A 17,885-nucleotide genomic window follows, 5' to 3' on the forward strand; every position below is an offset into this window, starting at 1 on the left:
AAGGAAGAAGGAAGAAGGAAGAAGGAAGAAGGAAGAAGGAAGAAGGAAGAAGGAAGAAGGAAGAAGGAAGAAGGAAGGCGCAATCTTCAGCTCATGTTTCAGCAATTAAGAACGTCATCATCGTCGGGCGTGGTTGCTATAGAAGGTAGAAGTTTGAAAAAAAAGAATAGAAGCTCTATCGAAAGGTAGATGACCGAAAACACAAGTTAAGAAATTTTTAATAAAAATTCTGCTTTGGGATAACGCGCCATCAAAATTAGGTTTTGGCCTCAACCAAAACCTGATTATATCGATATTTGACACTCCCTGGCCTGAAGGCACAGGGATTCTTGAATCAGCCAGTCGATTTGCTGATTGATGCTGCCATCAAAGAGTAGAGATCGGTCTGTCCGCAAGCGTTAATTTCGGTGTGTCCCACCGTATTTAAATTGATTCCTACCTGTTTCAAGCCTTTTGCCAAAATGTTTCTCGCAGCGTTGTGATCACGATCTAATACCGTACCGCAATCACAAATATGGGTTCGAGTTGACAGGGGTTTCTTGACTAGATTGCCGCAATTTGAACACTCTTGCGATGTGTATTGAGGAGCTACAGCACTTATTGTTTTCCCGTACACTTTCCCAAAATACTCCAAATAATGATCAAGTTTGTGACCAAGCTACATCACTAATGGACTTAGCAAGCTTATGGTTTTTCACCATGTTCCGTACTTGAAGGTCTTCGTAGGCTACAAAATCGTTAGATTTTACCGCGCACAACGCTGTCTTTATGGCGAAGTCTTTACGCTGCCTCGTGACCTTCAGGTGTTTTCTTCCCAACGTATTAATTGCTTTTTTCCGATTGCTAGAACCTTTTTTCTTCCCTTGAAACTCGCTTCTGCAATCTTTTCAAAGCTTTTTCACTCTTTCGGAGGTAACGAGGGTTGGCAACCGTTTCGCCATCGCTATCGGTGTAGAAATGGTTTAGTCCAACGTCTATCCCAATAGCTTTCCCAGTAAGAACAGGCTCCTCTTTCCGCTCCACGTTGATACAGAATTGGGCGTAATATCCATCGGCACGACGTACAATTCTGATTCGTTTTATCTCACCGGACGCAGAGAAATGCAAATCCCGACTACCGATTAACTTGAACTTTCCAGCAGCAAAACCATCCTTGAGTGTCAAGTATCTTTTGTCGGTAGAAAGTTCCCAACCCGAAGTTTTATACTCAACAGATCGAGTATGTTTCTTGAACTGTGGATAGCCCTTTTTCCCTGGTTTCTTGGCTTTGCAATTAGCAAAAAAACGTTGGATAGCAAAAATGGCACGTTGGGCCATCGCCTGACGTGCCATCGAATTAAGCTTACGGGCCCATTCAAACTCTTTTGCCATGATGGCGCATTGTTTGTACAGGTCTACTAACTTAACTCCTTGATTTTCTGTCCAATACTTTAGAGTTTTATTTCGGACAAATTGAGCTGTTCTGATCATCTCGTCGATGATCAGATATTGCTCTGCTTTGCCCTTTAACTTAAACTCTAATACTATCATGGGAATAGTTTACCACTTATACAAAGACTTTTACTTGCAAATCTGTACACTCAACAATTATTCATAGTTTGATGAATTAAAGCCGTCCTATAAGGACGGGGCTTTAGACCCAATTTTTTGGTAACAAACCACATTATATCTGTGCTGACACGAGATCTGTGGGGACATGGCAATGCCCTGTCCTTAGCCACCCGGAACGAGCTCGCCCAAATCTCCCATCCGTCCCCCCAATCCCCCACACCGTTGAGGCGCGCTACAATCAAAAATCGATCAACTTAGCACTCAGACTCAGAGAGTGCTAAATTTGCTAATGTAAGCGATTGGAGACAAACATGACCAAAATAGTTGCATTTAGCGACAAATCTCGGCGGGCACTAGAACGTGGCGTCAATCAACTCGCCGATGCTGTCCGCATCACCTTGGGCCCGAAAGGCCGGAATGTCCTACTGGAAAAGAAATACGGCGCTCCCCAAATCGTTAACGACGGTATCACCGTTGCTAGGGAGATCGAACTCGAAGACCCCCTGGAAAATGCCGGCGCTCGCTTAATTCAAGAAGTCGCCTCCAAAACTAAAGATATCGCAGGCGACGGCACAACAACCGCAACGGTTCTAGCTCAATCCCTCATTCGCGAAGGTTTGAAGAATGTAGCCGCGGGCGCAAACCCAGTCGCGCTGCGCCGGGGTATTGAAAAAACGATCGCCCACTTGGTGCTGGAAATCGAGAAATTGGCCAAACCCGTCGAAGGAAGCGCCATTGCTCAGGTCGCCACTGTCTCCGCCGGTAACGACGAAGAAGTCGGCGCCATGATTGCCCAAGCAATGGAAAAAGTCACGAAAGACGGCGTAATTACTGTAGAAGAGTCCAAATCTCTGACAACAGAATTGGAAGTTGTCGAAGGGATGCAGTACGATCGCGGATATCTTTCTCCGTATTTCGTCACTAACACCGATCGCATGGAAGTTGAGTACGAAAACGCTCGCATCCTGATTACCGACAAAAAAATTAGCTCGATTCAAGAACTAATTCCAGTTCTCGAAAAAATCGCCCGCACCGGTCAACCGCTGCTAATTATCGCCGAAGATATTGAAGGCGAAGCTTTGGCAACTCTGGTAGTCAACAAAGCCCGCGGCGTATTGAACATCGCAGCAACCAAATCTCCTGGTTTTGGCGATCGACGCAAAGCTATGCTTCAAGATATCGCCGTGCTCACCGGCGGTCAACTGATTTCTGAAGAAGTCGGACTCAGCATCGATACCGCAACCCTAGAAATGCTCGGTACCGCCCGCAAAATTACGATCGACAAAGAAAACACGATCATTGTTGCAGGCGAAGAACACAAAGCTGACGTGCTAAAACGGATCGAGCAAATCCGCAAGCAGCTAGAAGCGACGGATTCCGACTACGACAAGGAAAAGCTAACCGAACGCATCGCCAAACTCGCCGGCGGCATCGCTGTAATTAAAGTCGGCGCAGCTACCGAAACCGAGCTCAAAGACCGTAAACTGCGTATTGAAGACGCTTTGAACGCTACGAAAGCTGCTGTGGAAGAAGGTATCGTTGCCGGAGGTGGGACGACGCTAATTCACCTGATTACAAAAATAGATGCGATCAGAAATACTTTAGACAGCGAAGAACAAGTAGGCGCTGACTTGGTGAAGAAAGCTTTGGAAGCACCTTTGCGTCAAATTGCTGATAATGCCGGCGTTGAAGGTTCGATCGTCATCGAGCGAGTGCGGGCGAGCGAGTTCAACATTGGCTACAACGCTCTCACCGACGTGTACGAAGATATGATTGCCGCTGGGATTATTGACCCCGCTAAGGTGGTGCGATCGGCTTTACAAAATGCCGGTTCCATTGCTGGTATGGTCTTGACTACTGAAGCTGTGATTGTCGAAAAACCCGAGAAGAAAAAAGCCGGCGGCGACATGGGTGACATGGGCGGCATGGGCGGCATGGGCGGCATGGGCGGCATGGGCGGCATGGGCGGCATGGGCGGCATGGGCGGCATGGGCATGATGTAGTCTTCAGCCATTAGTTTGTAGTCTGTAGAGTGCGCCATAAGCACGATGGGTGACAAGCGCGTCTTATGTACTACCCGTCTACTGTTTGACGATTAAGGCAGTTTACCCTCCCGGCATCCCCTGATAGTCCGGGGGGATTTTTCATTCTCTTGTAGGGGCAATCCCCCCGTGGTTGCCCCAATCCCCCCGTGGTTGCCCCAATCCCCCCGTGGTTGCCCCAATCCCCCCGTGGTTGCCCCAATCCCCCCGTGGCTGCCCCGATATTTGAAACACCGATTCCCTCGTCCGTGGAGGGGGTAGGCACGGGGAGTAGGGGTAGCACTACCCTACAAAATCGCGATTTTCATGAGAATGAAACCGGCCTGCTTCTTAAGGGAGATGCAATGGGGCTCAGCATTAAGCTATAAGCGATAGTTCTCAGGGATTTTAAGCTGAAGTTGCCACCTCTGTAGTGCGCGCCCTCTCGGTAAACTAAAATCCTTCCCAGAAACCGCGTCTCCCCCTCTCCCCTGATCCTTTAAGACGACGGAGTTACATTGTTGCTGTGCAAGTCTTGAGGAGATTGAAACAAAGTTTCGAGATAAACTCTCGCAGCTTGGCGATAACTGCGCGAAGCTTCAGGCGTACCGCTATCGGCATTCTGCAACAAAAACAGCGACAGGGCCGCGCAAAATACTCGGTCTAGATCCCATTCGGGATGGGTTTCTAGGTAAGTTTTGAGAGAATCGTGCAGCGTTTCGGGAATTTCAGCAAAAATACTGACTGTTGGGTTCATCATTTTTTTTAGTCTCGCTAATAAATTGAAAACAGAACCCCCCCTTCGGCCGGATACAGGTGCAGGCACAGCCGAAATCAGAGCGCTTTTTTTTAGGTCGGTCGCATCATTGTGCGCTATGAGGGGGTGGGTTTGTCAATGTTGCGAAATATTACAAAGTCCTTTAGATAAAAAAAAGGTTTACCAAATAATCAGCTTTTCAGGGATTTTTTTGTTACATATCTTTATGTGTTGGGGGGTTTATGAGGAATTAGGCAGCAAGTTAAGGAAATCCCCAATTCCGCAGCAAGATGCTACCGTGCCGTTAATTTCTGTGGAAAACTTTGTCGAATCTGTGGAAAACCTCAGACTGGCCTGTGGAAACGCTGTGGAATGTTTAGGGAAAAGTCAGGGAAAAAATAAGAATTGCAAAGGGCATGGGGCATGGGCATGGGGCATGGGGCATGGGTAGCAAATAAAAAATGACTACTGACTGCTGACTACTGACTACTGACTAATGACTTCCTAAGTGCCACTCTGCCGCTTTTTGGCGGATGGTTGCCAATTCAGCAGGCGGCATTTTGTCTAGATTGGCTAAGAGAAAGCTCATGCGACCGATCGACTGAAGTTTGTCCCGGTGGCGCGCTAGGAAATCCCAGTAGGGAAGATTTATCATCTGTGCGGTTGATAGCAGCTTGGTTCTGCCAAAGTCGATCGCCTAATATCCAAACGCCAACAGTCATTTTATTTGTTTCACCATAAAAGTTATCTTTTACTTTTCATGAGGGCTGGTTGTCTATTCAGAAAACTTAATGGGCTGAAAAATCACAACTCAAAACTCCTGATTTCTCCGCTTCTGGCGAGAACGTACTAGAGCATAACATTGATTTCCAAAGATAGGGACACCGACCAGCAAATTTAAATTTTATGTCTGTGTATCCTTCAGATGTTAATAACTTGGTCAGCGTCTCTACTGAAAAGAATTTAATGTGACCGTTATCCCAAAGAACGGTAAAATGTTTATCTAGTTTGCCAGAAACCGCTAAAACAAGATTTTTTAAATAGCCGTGATAGGGTGTGGAAATAATTAGTCTTCCTCCCGGATTGAGGCATCTTTTTGCAGTTTTTGCTATTTCTTTAGGATAAAGCAAGTGTTCGATTACTTCAATAGCTAAGACAACATCAAATGAGTTCAGAATATCGGTATCGGGGAGGTCGTAAATATCTGCTTCGATAAACTGACACTCGGGGAAACTTTGACGGGAGATGGCAATTCCGGGTGCAGAAGTGTCAACGCCGACAACTTCGCAGCCGTGCTCTGCTATGACGTGACTGAGGCTGCCATTGCCACAGCCGAGATCCAAAACTCGGAGTTTTGTCTTGCTGGCCTGCTGAAGTGCCCCCAGCATTTCTAAAAGGGGAGATATCAAATAAGCGTGATGATATCTGGGACGGTTATTTGTGTAATAATACGTATAATTGCTAAAGTTTTTTTTCATCGATTAAGCTAGGGAGATTATTGCCGAGATCGCCATACGGAGCGTGGGTGCATTGTTTGGGCCAAGGTTCCCCATATTAGAGTGGTCAGAGTCGATCGGCAGCTCGATCATCTCATTCTTTTTGTTTGACAGGTGAATTATTGTCACCGAATCAATCGGATGGCAAAAGAAATCTTTGACAGGGTGCAAAATCTCGCATCGCCCATCTCTGGCCCATCTCTCGAAGGCATAAGGCATTCGGAAAGAAAAAGTCCGATCGAGCAAAATTCTCTCTGTGTACTACCCGGAGACAGAACTTTTTGCCCGTTAATTTGGGTGTGAGAGTGCATCTATGCGATTCTAGCTTCAAGCAACTGCGGTATGTCCACCCGACGCTTTTGGCAGCCTGAAAAATGGGCCGCTGGGCGATCGGGTGCCAATCGAGCCGAAAATTGAGAAGGGAAGTGTGACCGAAATCACAGGCATTTGCCAAACAAATTGCTAAGCCTCTTTAAGTCCACACACTTAGAATCGAGATTACTACAGTGGCTTCTATAATTGTGTTTAAATGTTGTTCGGAAGCTGTGTTGTCCAGTCAGCAGAGCCCCCCTAGACAGATTCACGCTTTCGGTCTGGTTTATTTCACTTTAATGGTCGCTGTTGGGTGTTGCACCTTAATTTAGATATTTCCTATGGTTAAGTTAGGTCAATCCTCCTTTCGCCGTATTTTACTGTCGCGGATTTTGTTGCTCAGCGTACCGGTTCTACTGGTGGGGGAGTATGTTACCTATCGCAAGGCACGCTCGACGCTTCTGGAAACTGCTCGTCAAAACTTGACAGAAAGTGCAGTCAGAAAAGCAGAAACTATTGAACAGTGGGCGAAATCGCTGAAATCGAATCTGATCGGCGCTTCGGAAAGCTCGATGTTGCAGTCGGTAGATCCGAAGGATTATCAAAAGTTTATCGCGCAATTAGGGCAGCGGTTGCCAGCGCAGGTTGATTGCTTGCAATTGACTAACTTAAAGACAAATCAAGTGATAGCAAGCACTTGCGGGCAGCAGCCGATTCAGTCGTTGCCGGCAAAATTTTGGCCGCCCGTACAGCAGCAGCAAACGCTGCTGGACGACAAGAGCGTTTACATCAGTCTGTCCTTACCTCCGCAGCGACAGGGGACAGCAAACGATCAGAAGGTGGCTTTGGGGGCTGAGGATTTTCCCGAGGCGGGTAAAGAAGGCCCCGATAGCCAAGCGAGTTTGGTGTTGAGCGCTCCTGTTTACATTCGTCGGAGCAATACCCTGCAGTTGAGTTATGCTTTGAGTTTGCGCTCAGCCTTGCCTGTGCAAACCAGCGCTCCCAAGGGTTCTCTAGCCGGCTATACGGTGGCGATCGACCAAGATGGGACAATTTTGGCCCACCCTAATGTCAACCGCGTGGGCCGCAATATCGACCAAGAGGCAGATGCCGCTCGACTAAAAAGTATTGTCAGAAGGGCGATCGCAGGCGGAACAGCTTTTCTCCATCTATTTTCCTTTGAAAGAAATGGTGTAGAGTTGCTAGCAGGATACGCCGCTATCCCGAGTCCTTCAACTACACAGGAGAACAGCAAGTGGATTATTTTAGCTGTCTCTCGTTTAGATTACGCTCTGTCAGGTTTGGAAGAAATTCAGCAAGTTTTATTTAATTTAATTGTAGGTTTGGTTGCTGCTAGTATCATCGCGACTTTATATCTGTCTCGCGACTTGGCGCGTCCTGTGGAAAAACTGAGAGACTACGCGATGAAAGTAGATACGGAAGCGTCGCAGACAGTGCCCCAAGATTTCCAAATTAGGGAATTTAATCAACTATCAGAAGCACTCAACAGCATGGTACAGCGCCTCAGAGCCTGGGCCAAAGAATTGGAAGTAGCAACCAAAGAAGCGCAAGTTGCCAATCAATTAAAAAATGAATTTTTGGGGAATATTTCTCACGAATTAAGAACGCCTCTCAACGGGATTATTGGTTTTATTCAAATTGTGCGGGACGGCTACTGCGATGACCGAGATGAAGAAATGGAGTTTTTACAGCGGGCCCACGACTCGTCCATGCAATTGCTCAATATTATTAATGATATTTTGGACATTGCTAAAATAGAATCCGGCACCTTCTCCATGATTTTAGAAGTAGTTGATATTACTCAGGTACTTGAAGACGCGATTGATTTGCAAGCGACTCAAATTGAGGAAAAAGGCTTGAAGTTAAGTTTGCCAGAGCCTCACGATCCGATTATTGTTCATGCCGATCCGGAGAAGCTAAAACAGGTGTTTTTAAATATTTTGAGCAATGCCGTTAAGTTTACAGAGTCGGGGAGTATTAGTATATCTGTGCGGCTAGAATCGAGGACTACTTCTGCTAGTTTTAACGGCAGTGGGGAAAGTACGACGGGCCCCAGCGGTCAAAGCGATTGGGTGGTGGTGACAATTAAAGATACGGGAATTGGTATCGATCCCGAGCACCAGCAGAAATTGTTTCAACCTTTTGTGATGGCTGATGGTTCTACAACTCGCAGGTTTGGCGGTAACGGTTTGGGCTTGGCTATCTCCCGAAGGATCATGGAATCTATGATCGGAAGCATTACCCTGCACAGCGCGGGCGTGAATCAAGGTACTACGGTGATGATTTCTTTGCCTGTCAATCAGCAGTCAAGTTTTTATTTTCACAGCCCGGATTTAGTAACGGAAAAGGGAAATTCCAAAAGTTAAGGAGTGATTTTCCCAATCTAAAATCTAAAATCTAAAATCTAAAATGGTATTAGGGGCTGTCCGCCGAGTTCGAGGGATTTGCTCAAAGTGCTGAGAATGCGGATTAATTCGACCGAGGCCGCGCCCGAAGAGGTAAGACAGGGGGTATTTGTTTGCACGCAGTTGAGGAAGCGATCGCACACTCTCCTCAGCGGTTCTACTTGTTCTAAAGTCAACACTTCGCGGTGTCTCAGGCCCGTTGGCTGCGGCGCGAGCGCACTTTCAAAAGAGTTATTCTCTTCCCCTCGCCAATCTGAATTGCCGCGCTGCAAAATCAGGGAAGTTTCTGGCGACATTTCATCAAAAATCAAGGTTCCCAAACTGCCAACAACTGTTAAGCGCCGTTGTTTGTCGGGATTTAGCCAGCACAGATGAATAAATGCTTGAAATCCGTCGGGATAGGTGAGCGTTACCCAAACTAAATCTGCTAGTTTTTCTGCAGAATTAGTAGTCAGGAGTGAAGGAGCAAATTGATTTTCAATTTCGGCTGCGTCTTGATTTATTCCTTCTTCCCTATTCCTTCTTCCGACTTCCCTCGGACTGACATCCGTTACATCCGTTACATCCGTTACAGAATCCGTTGCCGAACTTCCTTCTTCCTTCTTCCCTCTTCCTTCTTCCTGCTTCCTTCTTCCTTCTTCCTTCGGAAAAACACTGCCGATCGCCCTTACTTCAATTGGCATTTGTTCCAGCCAAGTATTGAAAATAGCGATATCGTGAATAGCCAAGTCCCAAAGGGCATCAACGTCATGGCGCACCGGTTCAAAATGGGTGCGCTGGGCGTAACCGTAGCGTAATTTTCCGAGTTGATGCTGTTGAATAATTCTTTGGCCTCGATCGACTGCTGGATGAAACAGATAAGTGTGGTCAACGAACAGTTGCCGCTGCTGTTTTTCGGCTAATTGACAGAGTTCTATTGCTTCAGTCAGGTTGAGGGCGAGGGGTTTTTCGGCTAAGACGTGGTAGCCTTGTTTCAGCGCTGCTGCTGCGAGGGTGTAGTGTGTGGAAGCTGGAGTAGCGATCGCCACAGCTTGCAGTCCCGGCAAGGCTTGCACTTGAGACCAATCGGTAGCTAGAATCACCGAGGCATCAAGATTAAACTGTTTTTGAACGGCCTCCAATGAATCTCGATTCGGGTCTACCACCGCTAAAACTTCGCTGTTGGGATGTTCGAGAAAGTTGCGAATTAGGTTAACTCCCCAGCGACCGGCACCCAATACAGCTATTCCGATTTTCATTAATTATAATTTCAAAAATCGCACAGTAATTATAGCATATTTTGTTATTATTATCTATGTTTTAACTCAAAAAAATCACTGTTGACTGTTGAATGTTGGCAGTAGTTATTGGTTATTGCTTATGGGTTATTGGTAGCAGCTAACAAATAACCAATAACTGATAACACCAGTCAACTGTCAACTGTCAACTGTCAACAGTCAACAGTCAACAGTCAACTGTCAACAGTCAACTAATTTATTGAAAGCTGCCTGAGCCGCTGCTTGTTCGGCCGCTTTGATCGATCGACCTTTTCCCTCTGCTACCAACTTTCCCTGAATGAGAACTTCTGCGGTAAAACGATCCTCCCCGCCCTGCACTGTCCCGGTTTCTTGCACGCTATATTTGGGCAAAGTTTTGTATTTGCCTTGAGTCAACTCTTGGAGAGCAGCTTTGTAGTTTTGGCGGGCAGGATCGCTGCGGATTTCCGCCGCTAGGCGTTGAAAGTGAGAATCTAGCCAAGGGCGAATTAATTCTAACGTCTGGGTACTCAAATAAAGCGCAGCCAGTACCGCTTCCAAAGCATCTGCCAGCCGGGGCTCAGCGCCTGTTTTGTCTGCGGCGGCGCTGCTGGAAACAATTAAATAGCGATCGAACCCGTAACTTTCAGCGATTTTAGCAAGAATGCGATCGCTCACCAAGATCGATCGAATAGCAGCAAATTCCCCCACTGTACAGTCAGGATAAATCTCAAACAACAATTCCGACGCAGCCAGCCGCACGACTGCATCCCCGACAAACTCTAGTTGCTCGTAATTTGCCTTAGCTGACGCGCTCGCATGAGTCAAAGCTAAATCGAGGAGATGCCATTTTATCGAAGCATTCTTCGTCAGTCCCAATTTTTGAATTAATGTTTCAAGTTGCTTTTGGCGACCCGGATAAATCATACCATTTTAGATTTTAGATTTTAGATTTTAGATTTTAGAAGTGGGAATCACGGACTACTATCCGGGTTTGGAGCTTTTCAAAAGTTGCATTATTTTTTTTAACTGGTATCAGATTCATATTAATAAAAAAAAAATAGTTGAAAGACTCAATATTCCTCCGGGTGCTTATGGTGCACCTTACCCAAAATCTTCCTCCGGGTGTGCAATGCACACCTTTCCCAACATAAAACAGGTCGAAAGGATTTGTTGACCTGATTCCCAAGCGGTAATTTTAATTAAATGGGGGGGGAAAAAGTCGGACATAAGCCGGGTTCTGTTCTCTCAACTGCAAGCAGTTTTCGAGGGCAGTTATCTATCTGGGACGCCTGTTACCAGACGCCTCAAGCGGTACCAAAAAACGGAACTGGTAAAAAACCAACCATAGTTCCTCCGACCTTGCTCCCAACTGGGGTTTACCGAGCCAGCACCTCTCGATGCTGCTGGTGCGCTCTTACCGCACCTTTGCACCCTTACCAAATTAGTTGTTGCTTCCCAGTCAAAAATCCTCAGTTACTTACTAATGACCAATGACTGCTGACTAATGACTAATTGGCGGTATCTTTCTGTGGCACTATCCTCACGATCGCTCGCACTGGGCGTTACCCAGCAAGTTTGGTTTTTCGGGAGCCCGGACTTTCCTCAGACAAGCTTTCGCTAATCCGCAACCGCCTGCGCCTACTTTTTCCCCAGATTTATTGTACGCGATCGTTCGTCAATCAATTTGGGATTTGAGATTGAATATTTTAACTTGTCGCCCACTTAATTTGGACATTTGTGTTTATTCTCACATCTGGCACTATTGTCAATAAGCTTTTTATGAACAGGCAAGATGCCTGTTCCACAAGAGATGAATTTTATTGTGGAACAGGCATCTTGCCTGTTCTTGACAATGGTGCAACATCTCAGTTTATTCAAACTCTTGTACGGTGGGCCCGAAAGCCCGCCCAACAATTAAATTTCCCTGCAACTCCCCTTAAAATCACTCACGGATGAATCTGGAGGCCCAAAAGTTGGGAATTATCATGCCAGGATTTATCGCACGGATTCAACTAGGGGCAGGAAACCTTTTTACATAACAGGATTTTGGATTTTTCAATCTTTAATCCCCAATCTCAAGTCTTAAATCCGGTTACTTTACTGAGTCATCTTTCACCACAGTAGAAAAATTATCAAACCAGCCGCGCCGCCAGAAGAAGTAAACTAAACCCGAGGCGATCGCTACCATCAGCGCCCAACAAAGCGGATAGCCAAAATACCAATTCAGTTCCGGCATATTCCAAGGTGATTTCTCTGTATTGAAATTCATCCCGTATACTCCCGCAACAAAAGTTAGAGGAATAAAGATACTCGAAATAACCGTCAGCAATTTCATGATTTCATTCATTTTATTACCAACCGAAGACAAGTAAACATCCATCAAACCAGAAGACAACTCTCGATATGTTTCCACCATATCCATCACCTGCACTGTGTGATCGTAACAGTCGCGCAGGTAAATTCGCACCTCTGGACTAATCAAATCACTGCTATCTCGAATCAAAACATTAATTGCATCCCGCTGCGGCCAAATGGCGCGGCGCAGCGTCAGCAATTCGCGCCGGATCTTATAGATTTTTTCCAGCGTTTTGCGGGTGGGGTTTAGCACCACTTCATCCTCTAATTGTTCAATGCGCTCTCCATAAACTTCTAATACAGGGAAGAATCCATCTATAATCGAATCTAACAGAGTATAAGCCAGATAATCGGCTCCGTGTTTGCGAATCATTCCTTGTCCTTTACGAATGCGATCGCGCACCGGCCCAAAACAATCATAGTCCGGTTCTTCCTGAACAGTTAGCAGGTAATGCTTGCCCAAAATAAAACTTACTTGTTCTTTATGAAAAGTATCTGATTCTGGATGCAGCATCACCATCCAAGCAATGATTAAAATGTGTTCTTCATAATCTACAACTTTCGGTCGCTGGGGAACATTAACTACATCTTCCTGAGCCATTACGTGCAAATTAAATACTTCGGCCATTTGCCGCCAAGTTTCTTTGTTTCCTAATCCCAACATATCCACCCAAGAAACAGATGCTGTATCTAAATACGCAGCACCTTCTTGAGGATTTGCCAAGTGGGCGCGAGTAGCTGCTGTTTCGCAATAGTCAATTAATACAATCTCCGGAGGTGGCGCATCGGGTTCTAAGTCGAGAGTTCCCGGCGGAGCCCCCGGATCGTCATAAAAATAGTCAACGTAGGAATCATCATCATCCTCATCTTTAATTGGTTTTGCAACTGCATTAGAAGTATGTATGCTTTTGTATACCATGCTAATATTCCTGACTTTTACAACCTTTAATTAGATTATCATTTTTCTCGTGCAACTACCAATTACCAATGACTCATTACCTCTGCCGAATTGGAATCTCGATCGCAAATTCAGTTCCCTCTCCCGGCGCGGAAAGACACTGCAGCGTCCCTCCGTGTCTTTCCACCACAATCTGATAGGAGATAGACAGTCCCAAACCTGTACCTTTGCCTACTGGTTTAGTAGTAAAAAACGGGTCAAATACCCGACATTTAACAGACTCTGCCATTCCCGACCCGTTATCGGAAATTACGATCGCAACCCGATTATTCTCCAACACCTCCGTGCGAATCCGAATCCAAGGCAATGTGTCACAACTTAAAGGTAAACTAGCAAAATCTTGCCCTTCCTCTTCCACATAACTCGCCAATTCCAACTTCCTCTGCCTGACATTCGCTAAAGCATCAATAGCATTATTTAAAATATTCATAAACACTTGATTTAACTGTCCCACGTAGCACTGTATCTGCGGCAAGTTCCCATATTCTTTAACTATTTGAATAGGACGATTTCTACCATTTTCTTTAATCTTGTGTTGCAAAATTAACAGAGCACTCTCTATTCCTTCGTGAATATTAACACGCTTAAGATCGGATTCTTCCAGGCGGGAAAAGTTACGCAAAGACAGAACTATTTGGCGAATTCGATCTGCTCCCGTTTGAATTGAAGTCAGCAGGTGCGGGAAATCCTCTTTCATGAATTCTAGTTCTATTTCTTCTGCCAAATCTTGGATAACAGCAACAGGTTCCGGGTAGTGTGCGTGGTACAAACTGCACAGTTCCAGCAAGTTTTTGGCATACTCACTAGCGTAAGTGATATTACCGTAAATAAAACTGACAGGATTATTAATTTCGTGAGCAATTCCCGCCACTAGCTGTCCCAAACCCGACATTTTTTCCGCTTGAATTAGTTGAGCTTGAGTCCTGCCTAATTGTTTCAATGTTTGCTCTAGCTGGCGATTTTTATGTTTTAATTGAGCTTCGGCTTGTTTGCGCTGGGTAATATTGCGGGCTAGAATAATAATCTGATCGGAATTAAACGGCAACAGTCGGGCTTCATAAGTTTTTTCTCCTTCCGACATAGAAAGCGAATATTCTATATCAATTGAATTTCTTGTTTCGGAAATTTCAAAGATTGCTTGGGCAAATTTGCCGGCGACATTGGGTGGTAATATGTCTGTGATTCGTTGACCAATAAAATGTTCGGGAGGTACGTATAAACTCGAAGAAGTTCCTGATAAATAATCCACGATTATACCGTCAGCATCTAGTCGAAAATACAAATCAGGCAAAGCGCGAAAAACTGCTTCTAACTCTAAAGTTTTTTGGCGCAATGCTTCCTCGGCGTAGTACCGATCGCTAATATCAAAAATCACCCCGTCCAAATAGCAAACGTTTCCATCTGCGTCAAACACAGGAGAACCCTTATCCCACACCCATTTAACCGTGCCGTCTGCTGCTAGCAAGCGGTATTCCAAGTTATAAGACTCTTTGTTTCCTATGGCTTGCCGAATAGTTGCTTCTACTTTGGCCAAATCTTCCGGGTAAATAATGCTAGCAAAAGTCCGGCATCTCCTGTCCAAAAGCCAAATAAAATCTGCCGCATGGTAGCCCGTTAATAAGTAAACGGCATCGCTAATAAAATTAGTCGAAAAATCGCACCTCCAGCGATAAACCACTCCGGGAATATTAGCTACCAAAGACCTAAATCTGGATTCACTTCTACGCAAAGCTGCTTCCGATTCATGTCGTTCGGTAATATCGTGAGCGAAAGCTAGCACTGCAAATACATTACCTTCAGCGTCGCGCAGGGGAAGTTTTTGGGTATCAAAAATATGTACTGAACCGTCAGCAAGAGTTGCCGGATCGCAGGGATTGTGGATGATTTCGCCGGCCAGTACAGCAGAGTCGTCTGTGCGGAAGCCTCGGATATTTCTGGCCCAATTCCCAAACACGAGTTCTTCTGAAAATCCTAATTCTAAATCTGATTTGCCAATTATCTCTTCGACTGTTTTGCCGATCGCTTGAGCGAAACTCCTGTTGGCCAAAATACAGCGAAAATTTTTGTCTTTGGCCAAAATCCAGTCGCTAGTTTTGTCTATTACTGTACGCAGGAGTTGTTCTGAACGTTCGGTTTTTTCCAAAGACGCCTGCAGTTCTAGTTCTAGGCACTTGCGACCAGTAATGTTTTCAAAAGCAACACCGACGCAGTTGTTGGGTAATGGAAAAGCTTTAATAGAAAAAGCGCGAGTTATTCGACCCCCTTCATCGCACTCAATATCTTCAAGTTCTACGGCTTTCTGGGTGCGAATTACCGAAGCAAATGCTTGGGGAATATTTTTCGCTCGCAGGTGGGGAAAAATCTCGTCGATTGTCATACCCAAAACATCCGCCATTTCTAATCCGGTAAATAGGGTAGCTGCAGGATTGGATGCGATCGCCCTGAGAGTGCTGTCATCGTCTATATTTTCTAAATGGTAGACGTACAAACCAATTTGCATATTCTCGACAATTTGGTCGTAGAGGCGCACGCTTTCGTCTACCTGCCTGCGTTCGGTAATATCTTCAGTAATCCCCAAAACGTACTGAGGACGGCCTGCAGCGTCGAGAATTGGCACTTTGCGGGTGTGCAGTATTCTCATACCTTTGTGGCGAGTTTGGATCGGCTCTTCGCCTATGTCTTTAACAGTAGATTGGTTGTGCTCACCGGTCAATATTTCCCTGTCTTGAGCAGTAAAAACATCAGCTTGTTCTTTGGGGTAAATATCGTAGTCATTTTTGCCGATCGCCTCTTGAGAGGTAACACCGGCGATCGTTTCTCCCGCTTTATTCCACAGCACAAATTTCAGCGAAGAAGCATCTTTAGCAAAAACTCCCACCGGCAGATTTTCTACTACGGAATTGAGGAAAGCTCTAGCTGATTTTAATTCCGATTCTGCACGCTTGCGTTCGATGCCTAAAGCAATGACATCCGCAACCGATGCTAAAGTTTCCTGAAACGGTGCTGTCAGCGGCTGGCGGCTGATAATTACCATGACTCCCACCAGCCGTTCTTCGACTATCAAAGGGTAGCCGGCGAAGGTGAAAATTTGCTTGGGGATTGGGCAATTTGTCGGCTTTTGGCTGGTGTTGATAATTGCTACTTCGGAACTTTGCTCATCTGTTGCTTTTGCGGATTCTTCCTCTGGGAGGCCAAAATTGTTCAGTTCAAATCCGCAGTCAAATTCCGGTTTTTGCTGTTTGGCTATAAAGTTAACCTTACTTTCAATAAACCTAGCCCGATCGTCTGTGCGGCTGTAGATTCCCGATGCTGCTTGCAATTGGCAAACATTATGTTGAGAGTTGAAAGTCCAAATTTCAGCCGAAGCGACATCGAGATTTCGCACCATTGCCTCGCAGCAGGGAAGCAGGATATCTTCAGGGTGTTTGGTAAGGGCAATACCCACATCGGCTACCATTGCTGTGAGGCGAGAAGCTTGGGCTTTTTCTGCTTCCAACCGTTTGCGATCGGTGATATCTTCCACCAAAGAAAGCACGGTAAAAGTGTCGCCGCTGCGAATAATCGAGTTGAACCAGCGACACCAAATTACCTGTCCGCTTTTAGTATAGTTGCGGTTAATTGAAGTATTGCCGTTGCCGGTTGCCAGTTCAAGCTCGATCGCGCTTACAGCCTCTCGATCTTCCTCGCAAATCAAAGCCAAATCGCCGAACTGCTTGCCCATCATATCATCGGATGTCCAGCCAAAGATTTCTTCGGCGCGTTTCGACCACTGAACTATCCGAAAATCTTCATCCCAGCCCACCATTGCCAGGGGACTGTTAGCTGCATTCAACCACAGTAAATGGTTCGATCGGCGCAACTGTTGAGTTTTCTGCTGCTGCCAGCGGTAATGCCTGGTGATATCTCTACCGACGCCCAAAACCCGCATCTGCTTGCTAGAGGCATCCACCGCTGGCGTGTAAGCAGTTTCGTAAATTTTAATCCCGCCGTCTGCCGTCGTCACCTCATGAATTGCCAGCCGTTTTTCCCCGGTAATAAATACTTGTTGCAGGCAAGAATCAATCTGCGAGATTATATTTTTGACAGCAGCATTATTGGGATATAATTTTAATAATTCCTGATTAGTTTTGTTGACTATTTCAGCCGGCTCCAATCCCATCCAAGCAGCAGCGACTGGATTGATCGATAGGTACTTTTGCTGTCGATCGCACTCTAGGAAAGCATCAACAGAGTTAGAGAAAAAAGACTGAAACGAGTTGATAACTTCCTGCATGGGTATTTTTTCATGAGAAAAGCTTAGTATTGTGGAAACCTCGTGTCTTTAGACTCATATGTTGCCCCATTTTCAATAAGCTTTTATGGGCGGGCCGGATGCCCAACCCACAAGAAATTAACTCTTTGTGGAACAGGCATCTTGCCTGTTCTTGAGAATGGTGCAAGATGTGAGTAGACCGATCGAGGAAAACACTCATCAGGCAGTTTTAACCGCCTTGAATATTGATTATTGCTAGAGGGGGCTACTTCGACACTTGGTACTTTTATGATCTACTTTCAACGGAACAATTACCGTTTCAAATATTTCACGCGCGATCGCCTAGCAGCTTGGGCTTACACCCATATTTTTGATAACGTAATCAGTTAAAACGATAGCTAGTCAACTCTCTCTTTTGATTAGGGCATAAAGCCCCATCTGTTGAGAGCGGGGTGCTGACTTGCTTAAGCTCTAAAATTTTCCTAAAGTTAGTTTAACTGATATCTTGCACCATTGTCA

11 protein-coding genes, 1 other RNA gene and 1 pseudogene are annotated in these 17,885 nt (G+C 45.6%); 4 read left to right on the forward strand and 9 right to left on the reverse strand.

Features of this window, described 5'->3' with window-relative positions:
• Positions 1–334: 334 nt before the first annotated feature.
• Positions 335–1,530 (reverse strand): annotated as a pseudogene (locus QUB04_RS17890) (RNA-guided endonuclease InsQ/TnpB family protein).
• A gap of 332 nt (positions 1,531–1,862) precedes the next feature.
• Between QUB04_RS17890 and groL the strand changes: the two are divergent.
• Positions 1,863–3,554 carry a chaperonin GroEL gene (groL, locus tag QUB04_RS17895; RefSeq protein WP_333286352.1) on the forward strand — a complete coding sequence of 564 codons (1,692 nt, stop codon included), beginning with the start codon at positions 1,863–1,865 and terminating at the stop codon, positions 3,552–3,554.
• A gap of 517 nt (positions 3,555–4,071) precedes the next feature.
• On the opposite strand, the gene QUB04_RS17900 is transcribed toward groL, so the two are convergent.
• Complete coding sequence (locus QUB04_RS17900; protein ID WP_050813024.1) at positions 4,072–4,329, reverse strand: DUF2811 domain-containing protein; 258 nt, start codon at positions 4,327–4,329, stop codon at positions 4,072–4,074.
• 226 nt (positions 4,330–4,555) lie between these two features.
• Between QUB04_RS17900 and QUB04_RS17905 the strand changes: the two genes are divergently transcribed.
• A complete protein-coding gene (locus tag QUB04_RS17905) occupies positions 4,556–4,780 on the forward strand; it encodes a hypothetical protein (RefSeq protein WP_333286354.1) in 225 nt (74 codons plus the stop codon).
• 42 nt (positions 4,781–4,822) lie between these two features.
• Here the strand turns inward: QUB04_RS17905 and QUB04_RS17910 are convergent, their stop codons facing one another.
• The gene (locus QUB04_RS17910; RefSeq protein WP_333286356.1) at positions 4,823–4,984 is read right to left on the reverse strand and encodes a hypothetical protein; all 162 of its coding nucleotides are present in this window, start codon (positions 4,982–4,984) and stop codon (positions 4,823–4,825) included.
• A 133-nt stretch (positions 4,985–5,117) separates the two neighbouring features.
• Positions 5,118–5,807 (reverse strand): class I SAM-dependent methyltransferase, encoded by a 690-nt coding sequence (locus QUB04_RS17915; protein WP_333286358.1) that lies wholly within the window; start codon positions 5,805–5,807, stop codon positions 5,118–5,120.
• A 671-nt stretch (positions 5,808–6,478) separates the two neighbouring features.
• Here QUB04_RS17915 and QUB04_RS17920 point away from each other — a divergent pair.
• Entirely contained in the window at positions 6,479–8,524 is a 2,046-nt protein-coding gene (locus QUB04_RS17920; protein ID WP_333286360.1) for an ATP-binding protein, read from the forward strand.
• Between the two features lie 38 nt (positions 8,525–8,562).
• Here the strand turns inward: QUB04_RS17920 and QUB04_RS17925 are convergent, their stop codons facing one another.
• The 3 genes from QUB04_RS17925 to rnpB all read right to left on the reverse strand — a co-directional run bounded on the left by QUB04_RS17925 (position 8,563) and on the right by rnpB (position 11,446).
• Complete coding sequence (locus QUB04_RS17925) at positions 8,563–9,801, reverse strand: Gfo/Idh/MocA family oxidoreductase (RefSeq protein WP_333286362.1); 1,239 nt, start codon at positions 9,799–9,801, stop codon at positions 8,563–8,565.
• A gap of 219 nt (positions 9,802–10,020) precedes the next feature.
• The gene (gene rnc, locus QUB04_RS17930) at positions 10,021–10,725 is read right to left on the reverse strand and encodes a ribonuclease III (RefSeq protein ID WP_333286364.1); all 705 of its coding nucleotides are present in this window, start codon (positions 10,723–10,725) and stop codon (positions 10,021–10,023) included.
• Positions 10,726–11,012: 287 nt separating this feature from the next.
• An RNA gene (gene rnpB, locus QUB04_RS17935) (RNase P RNA component class A) lies at positions 11,013–11,446 on the reverse strand.
• 147 nt (positions 11,447–11,593) lie between these two features.
• Here rnpB and QUB04_RS17940 point away from each other — a divergent pair.
• Complete coding sequence (locus tag QUB04_RS17940) at positions 11,594–11,719, forward strand: hypothetical protein (RefSeq protein WP_333286366.1); 126 nt, start codon at positions 11,594–11,596, stop codon at positions 11,717–11,719.
• A 174-nt stretch (positions 11,720–11,893) separates the two neighbouring features.
• Here the strand turns inward: QUB04_RS17940 and corA are convergent, their stop codons facing one another.
• Together corA and QUB04_RS17950 are read right to left on the reverse strand one after the other, a co-directional pair.
• Entirely contained in the window at positions 11,894–13,075 is a 1,182-nt protein-coding gene (gene corA, locus QUB04_RS17945; RefSeq protein WP_333286368.1) for a magnesium/cobalt transporter CorA, read from the reverse strand.
• 76 nt (positions 13,076–13,151) lie between these two features.
• The gene (locus QUB04_RS17950; RefSeq protein WP_333286370.1) at positions 13,152–17,387 is read right to left on the reverse strand and encodes a PAS domain-containing protein; all 4,236 of its coding nucleotides are present in this window, start codon (positions 17,385–17,387) and stop codon (positions 13,152–13,154) included.
• Positions 17,388–17,885 lie beyond the last annotated feature (498 nt).

Source organism: Microcoleus sp. D2_18a_B4, assembly GCF_036702475.1.
Classification (GTDB): Bacteria; Cyanobacteriota; Cyanobacteriia; order Cyanobacteriales; family Microcoleaceae; genus Microcoleus.

What these genes read in the sequence shown, in the direction of transcription:
- groL (WP_333286352.1), top strand. Translation starts at nt 1,863, where the DNA reads ATGACCAAAATAGTTGCATTTAGCGACAAATCTCGGCGGGCACTAGAA.
- QUB04_RS17900 (WP_050813024.1), bottom strand. Translation starts at nt 4,329, where the DNA reads ATGAACCCAACAGTCAGTATTTTTGCTGAAATTCCCGAAACGCTGCAC.
- QUB04_RS17905 (WP_333286354.1), top strand. Translation starts at nt 4,556, where the DNA reads ATGTGTTGGGGGGTTTATGAGGAATTAGGCAGCAAGTTAAGGAAATCC.
- QUB04_RS17910 (WP_333286356.1), bottom strand. Translation starts at nt 4,984, where the DNA reads ATGATAAATCTTCCCTACTGGGATTTCCTAGCGCGCCACCGGGACAAA.
- QUB04_RS17915 (WP_333286358.1), bottom strand. Translation starts at nt 5,807, where the DNA reads ATGAAAAAAAACTTTAGCAATTATACGTATTATTACACAAATAACCGT.
- QUB04_RS17920 (WP_333286360.1), top strand. Translation starts at nt 6,479, where the DNA reads ATGGTTAAGTTAGGTCAATCCTCCTTTCGCCGTATTTTACTGTCGCGG.
- QUB04_RS17925 (WP_333286362.1), bottom strand. Translation starts at nt 9,801, where the DNA reads ATGAAAATCGGAATAGCTGTATTGGGTGCCGGTCGCTGGGGAGTTAAC.
- rnc (WP_333286364.1), bottom strand. Translation starts at nt 10,725, where the DNA reads ATGATTTATCCGGGTCGCCAAAAGCAACTTGAAACATTAATTCAAAAA.
- QUB04_RS17940 (WP_333286366.1), top strand. Translation starts at nt 11,594, where the DNA reads ATGCCTGTTCCACAAGAGATGAATTTTATTGTGGAACAGGCATCTTGC.
- corA (WP_333286368.1), bottom strand. Translation starts at nt 13,075, where the DNA reads ATGGTATACAAAAGCATACATACTTCTAATGCAGTTGCAAAACCAATT.
- QUB04_RS17950 (WP_333286370.1), bottom strand. Translation starts at nt 17,387, where the DNA reads ATGCAGGAAGTTATCAACTCGTTTCAGTCTTTTTTCTCTAACTCTGTT.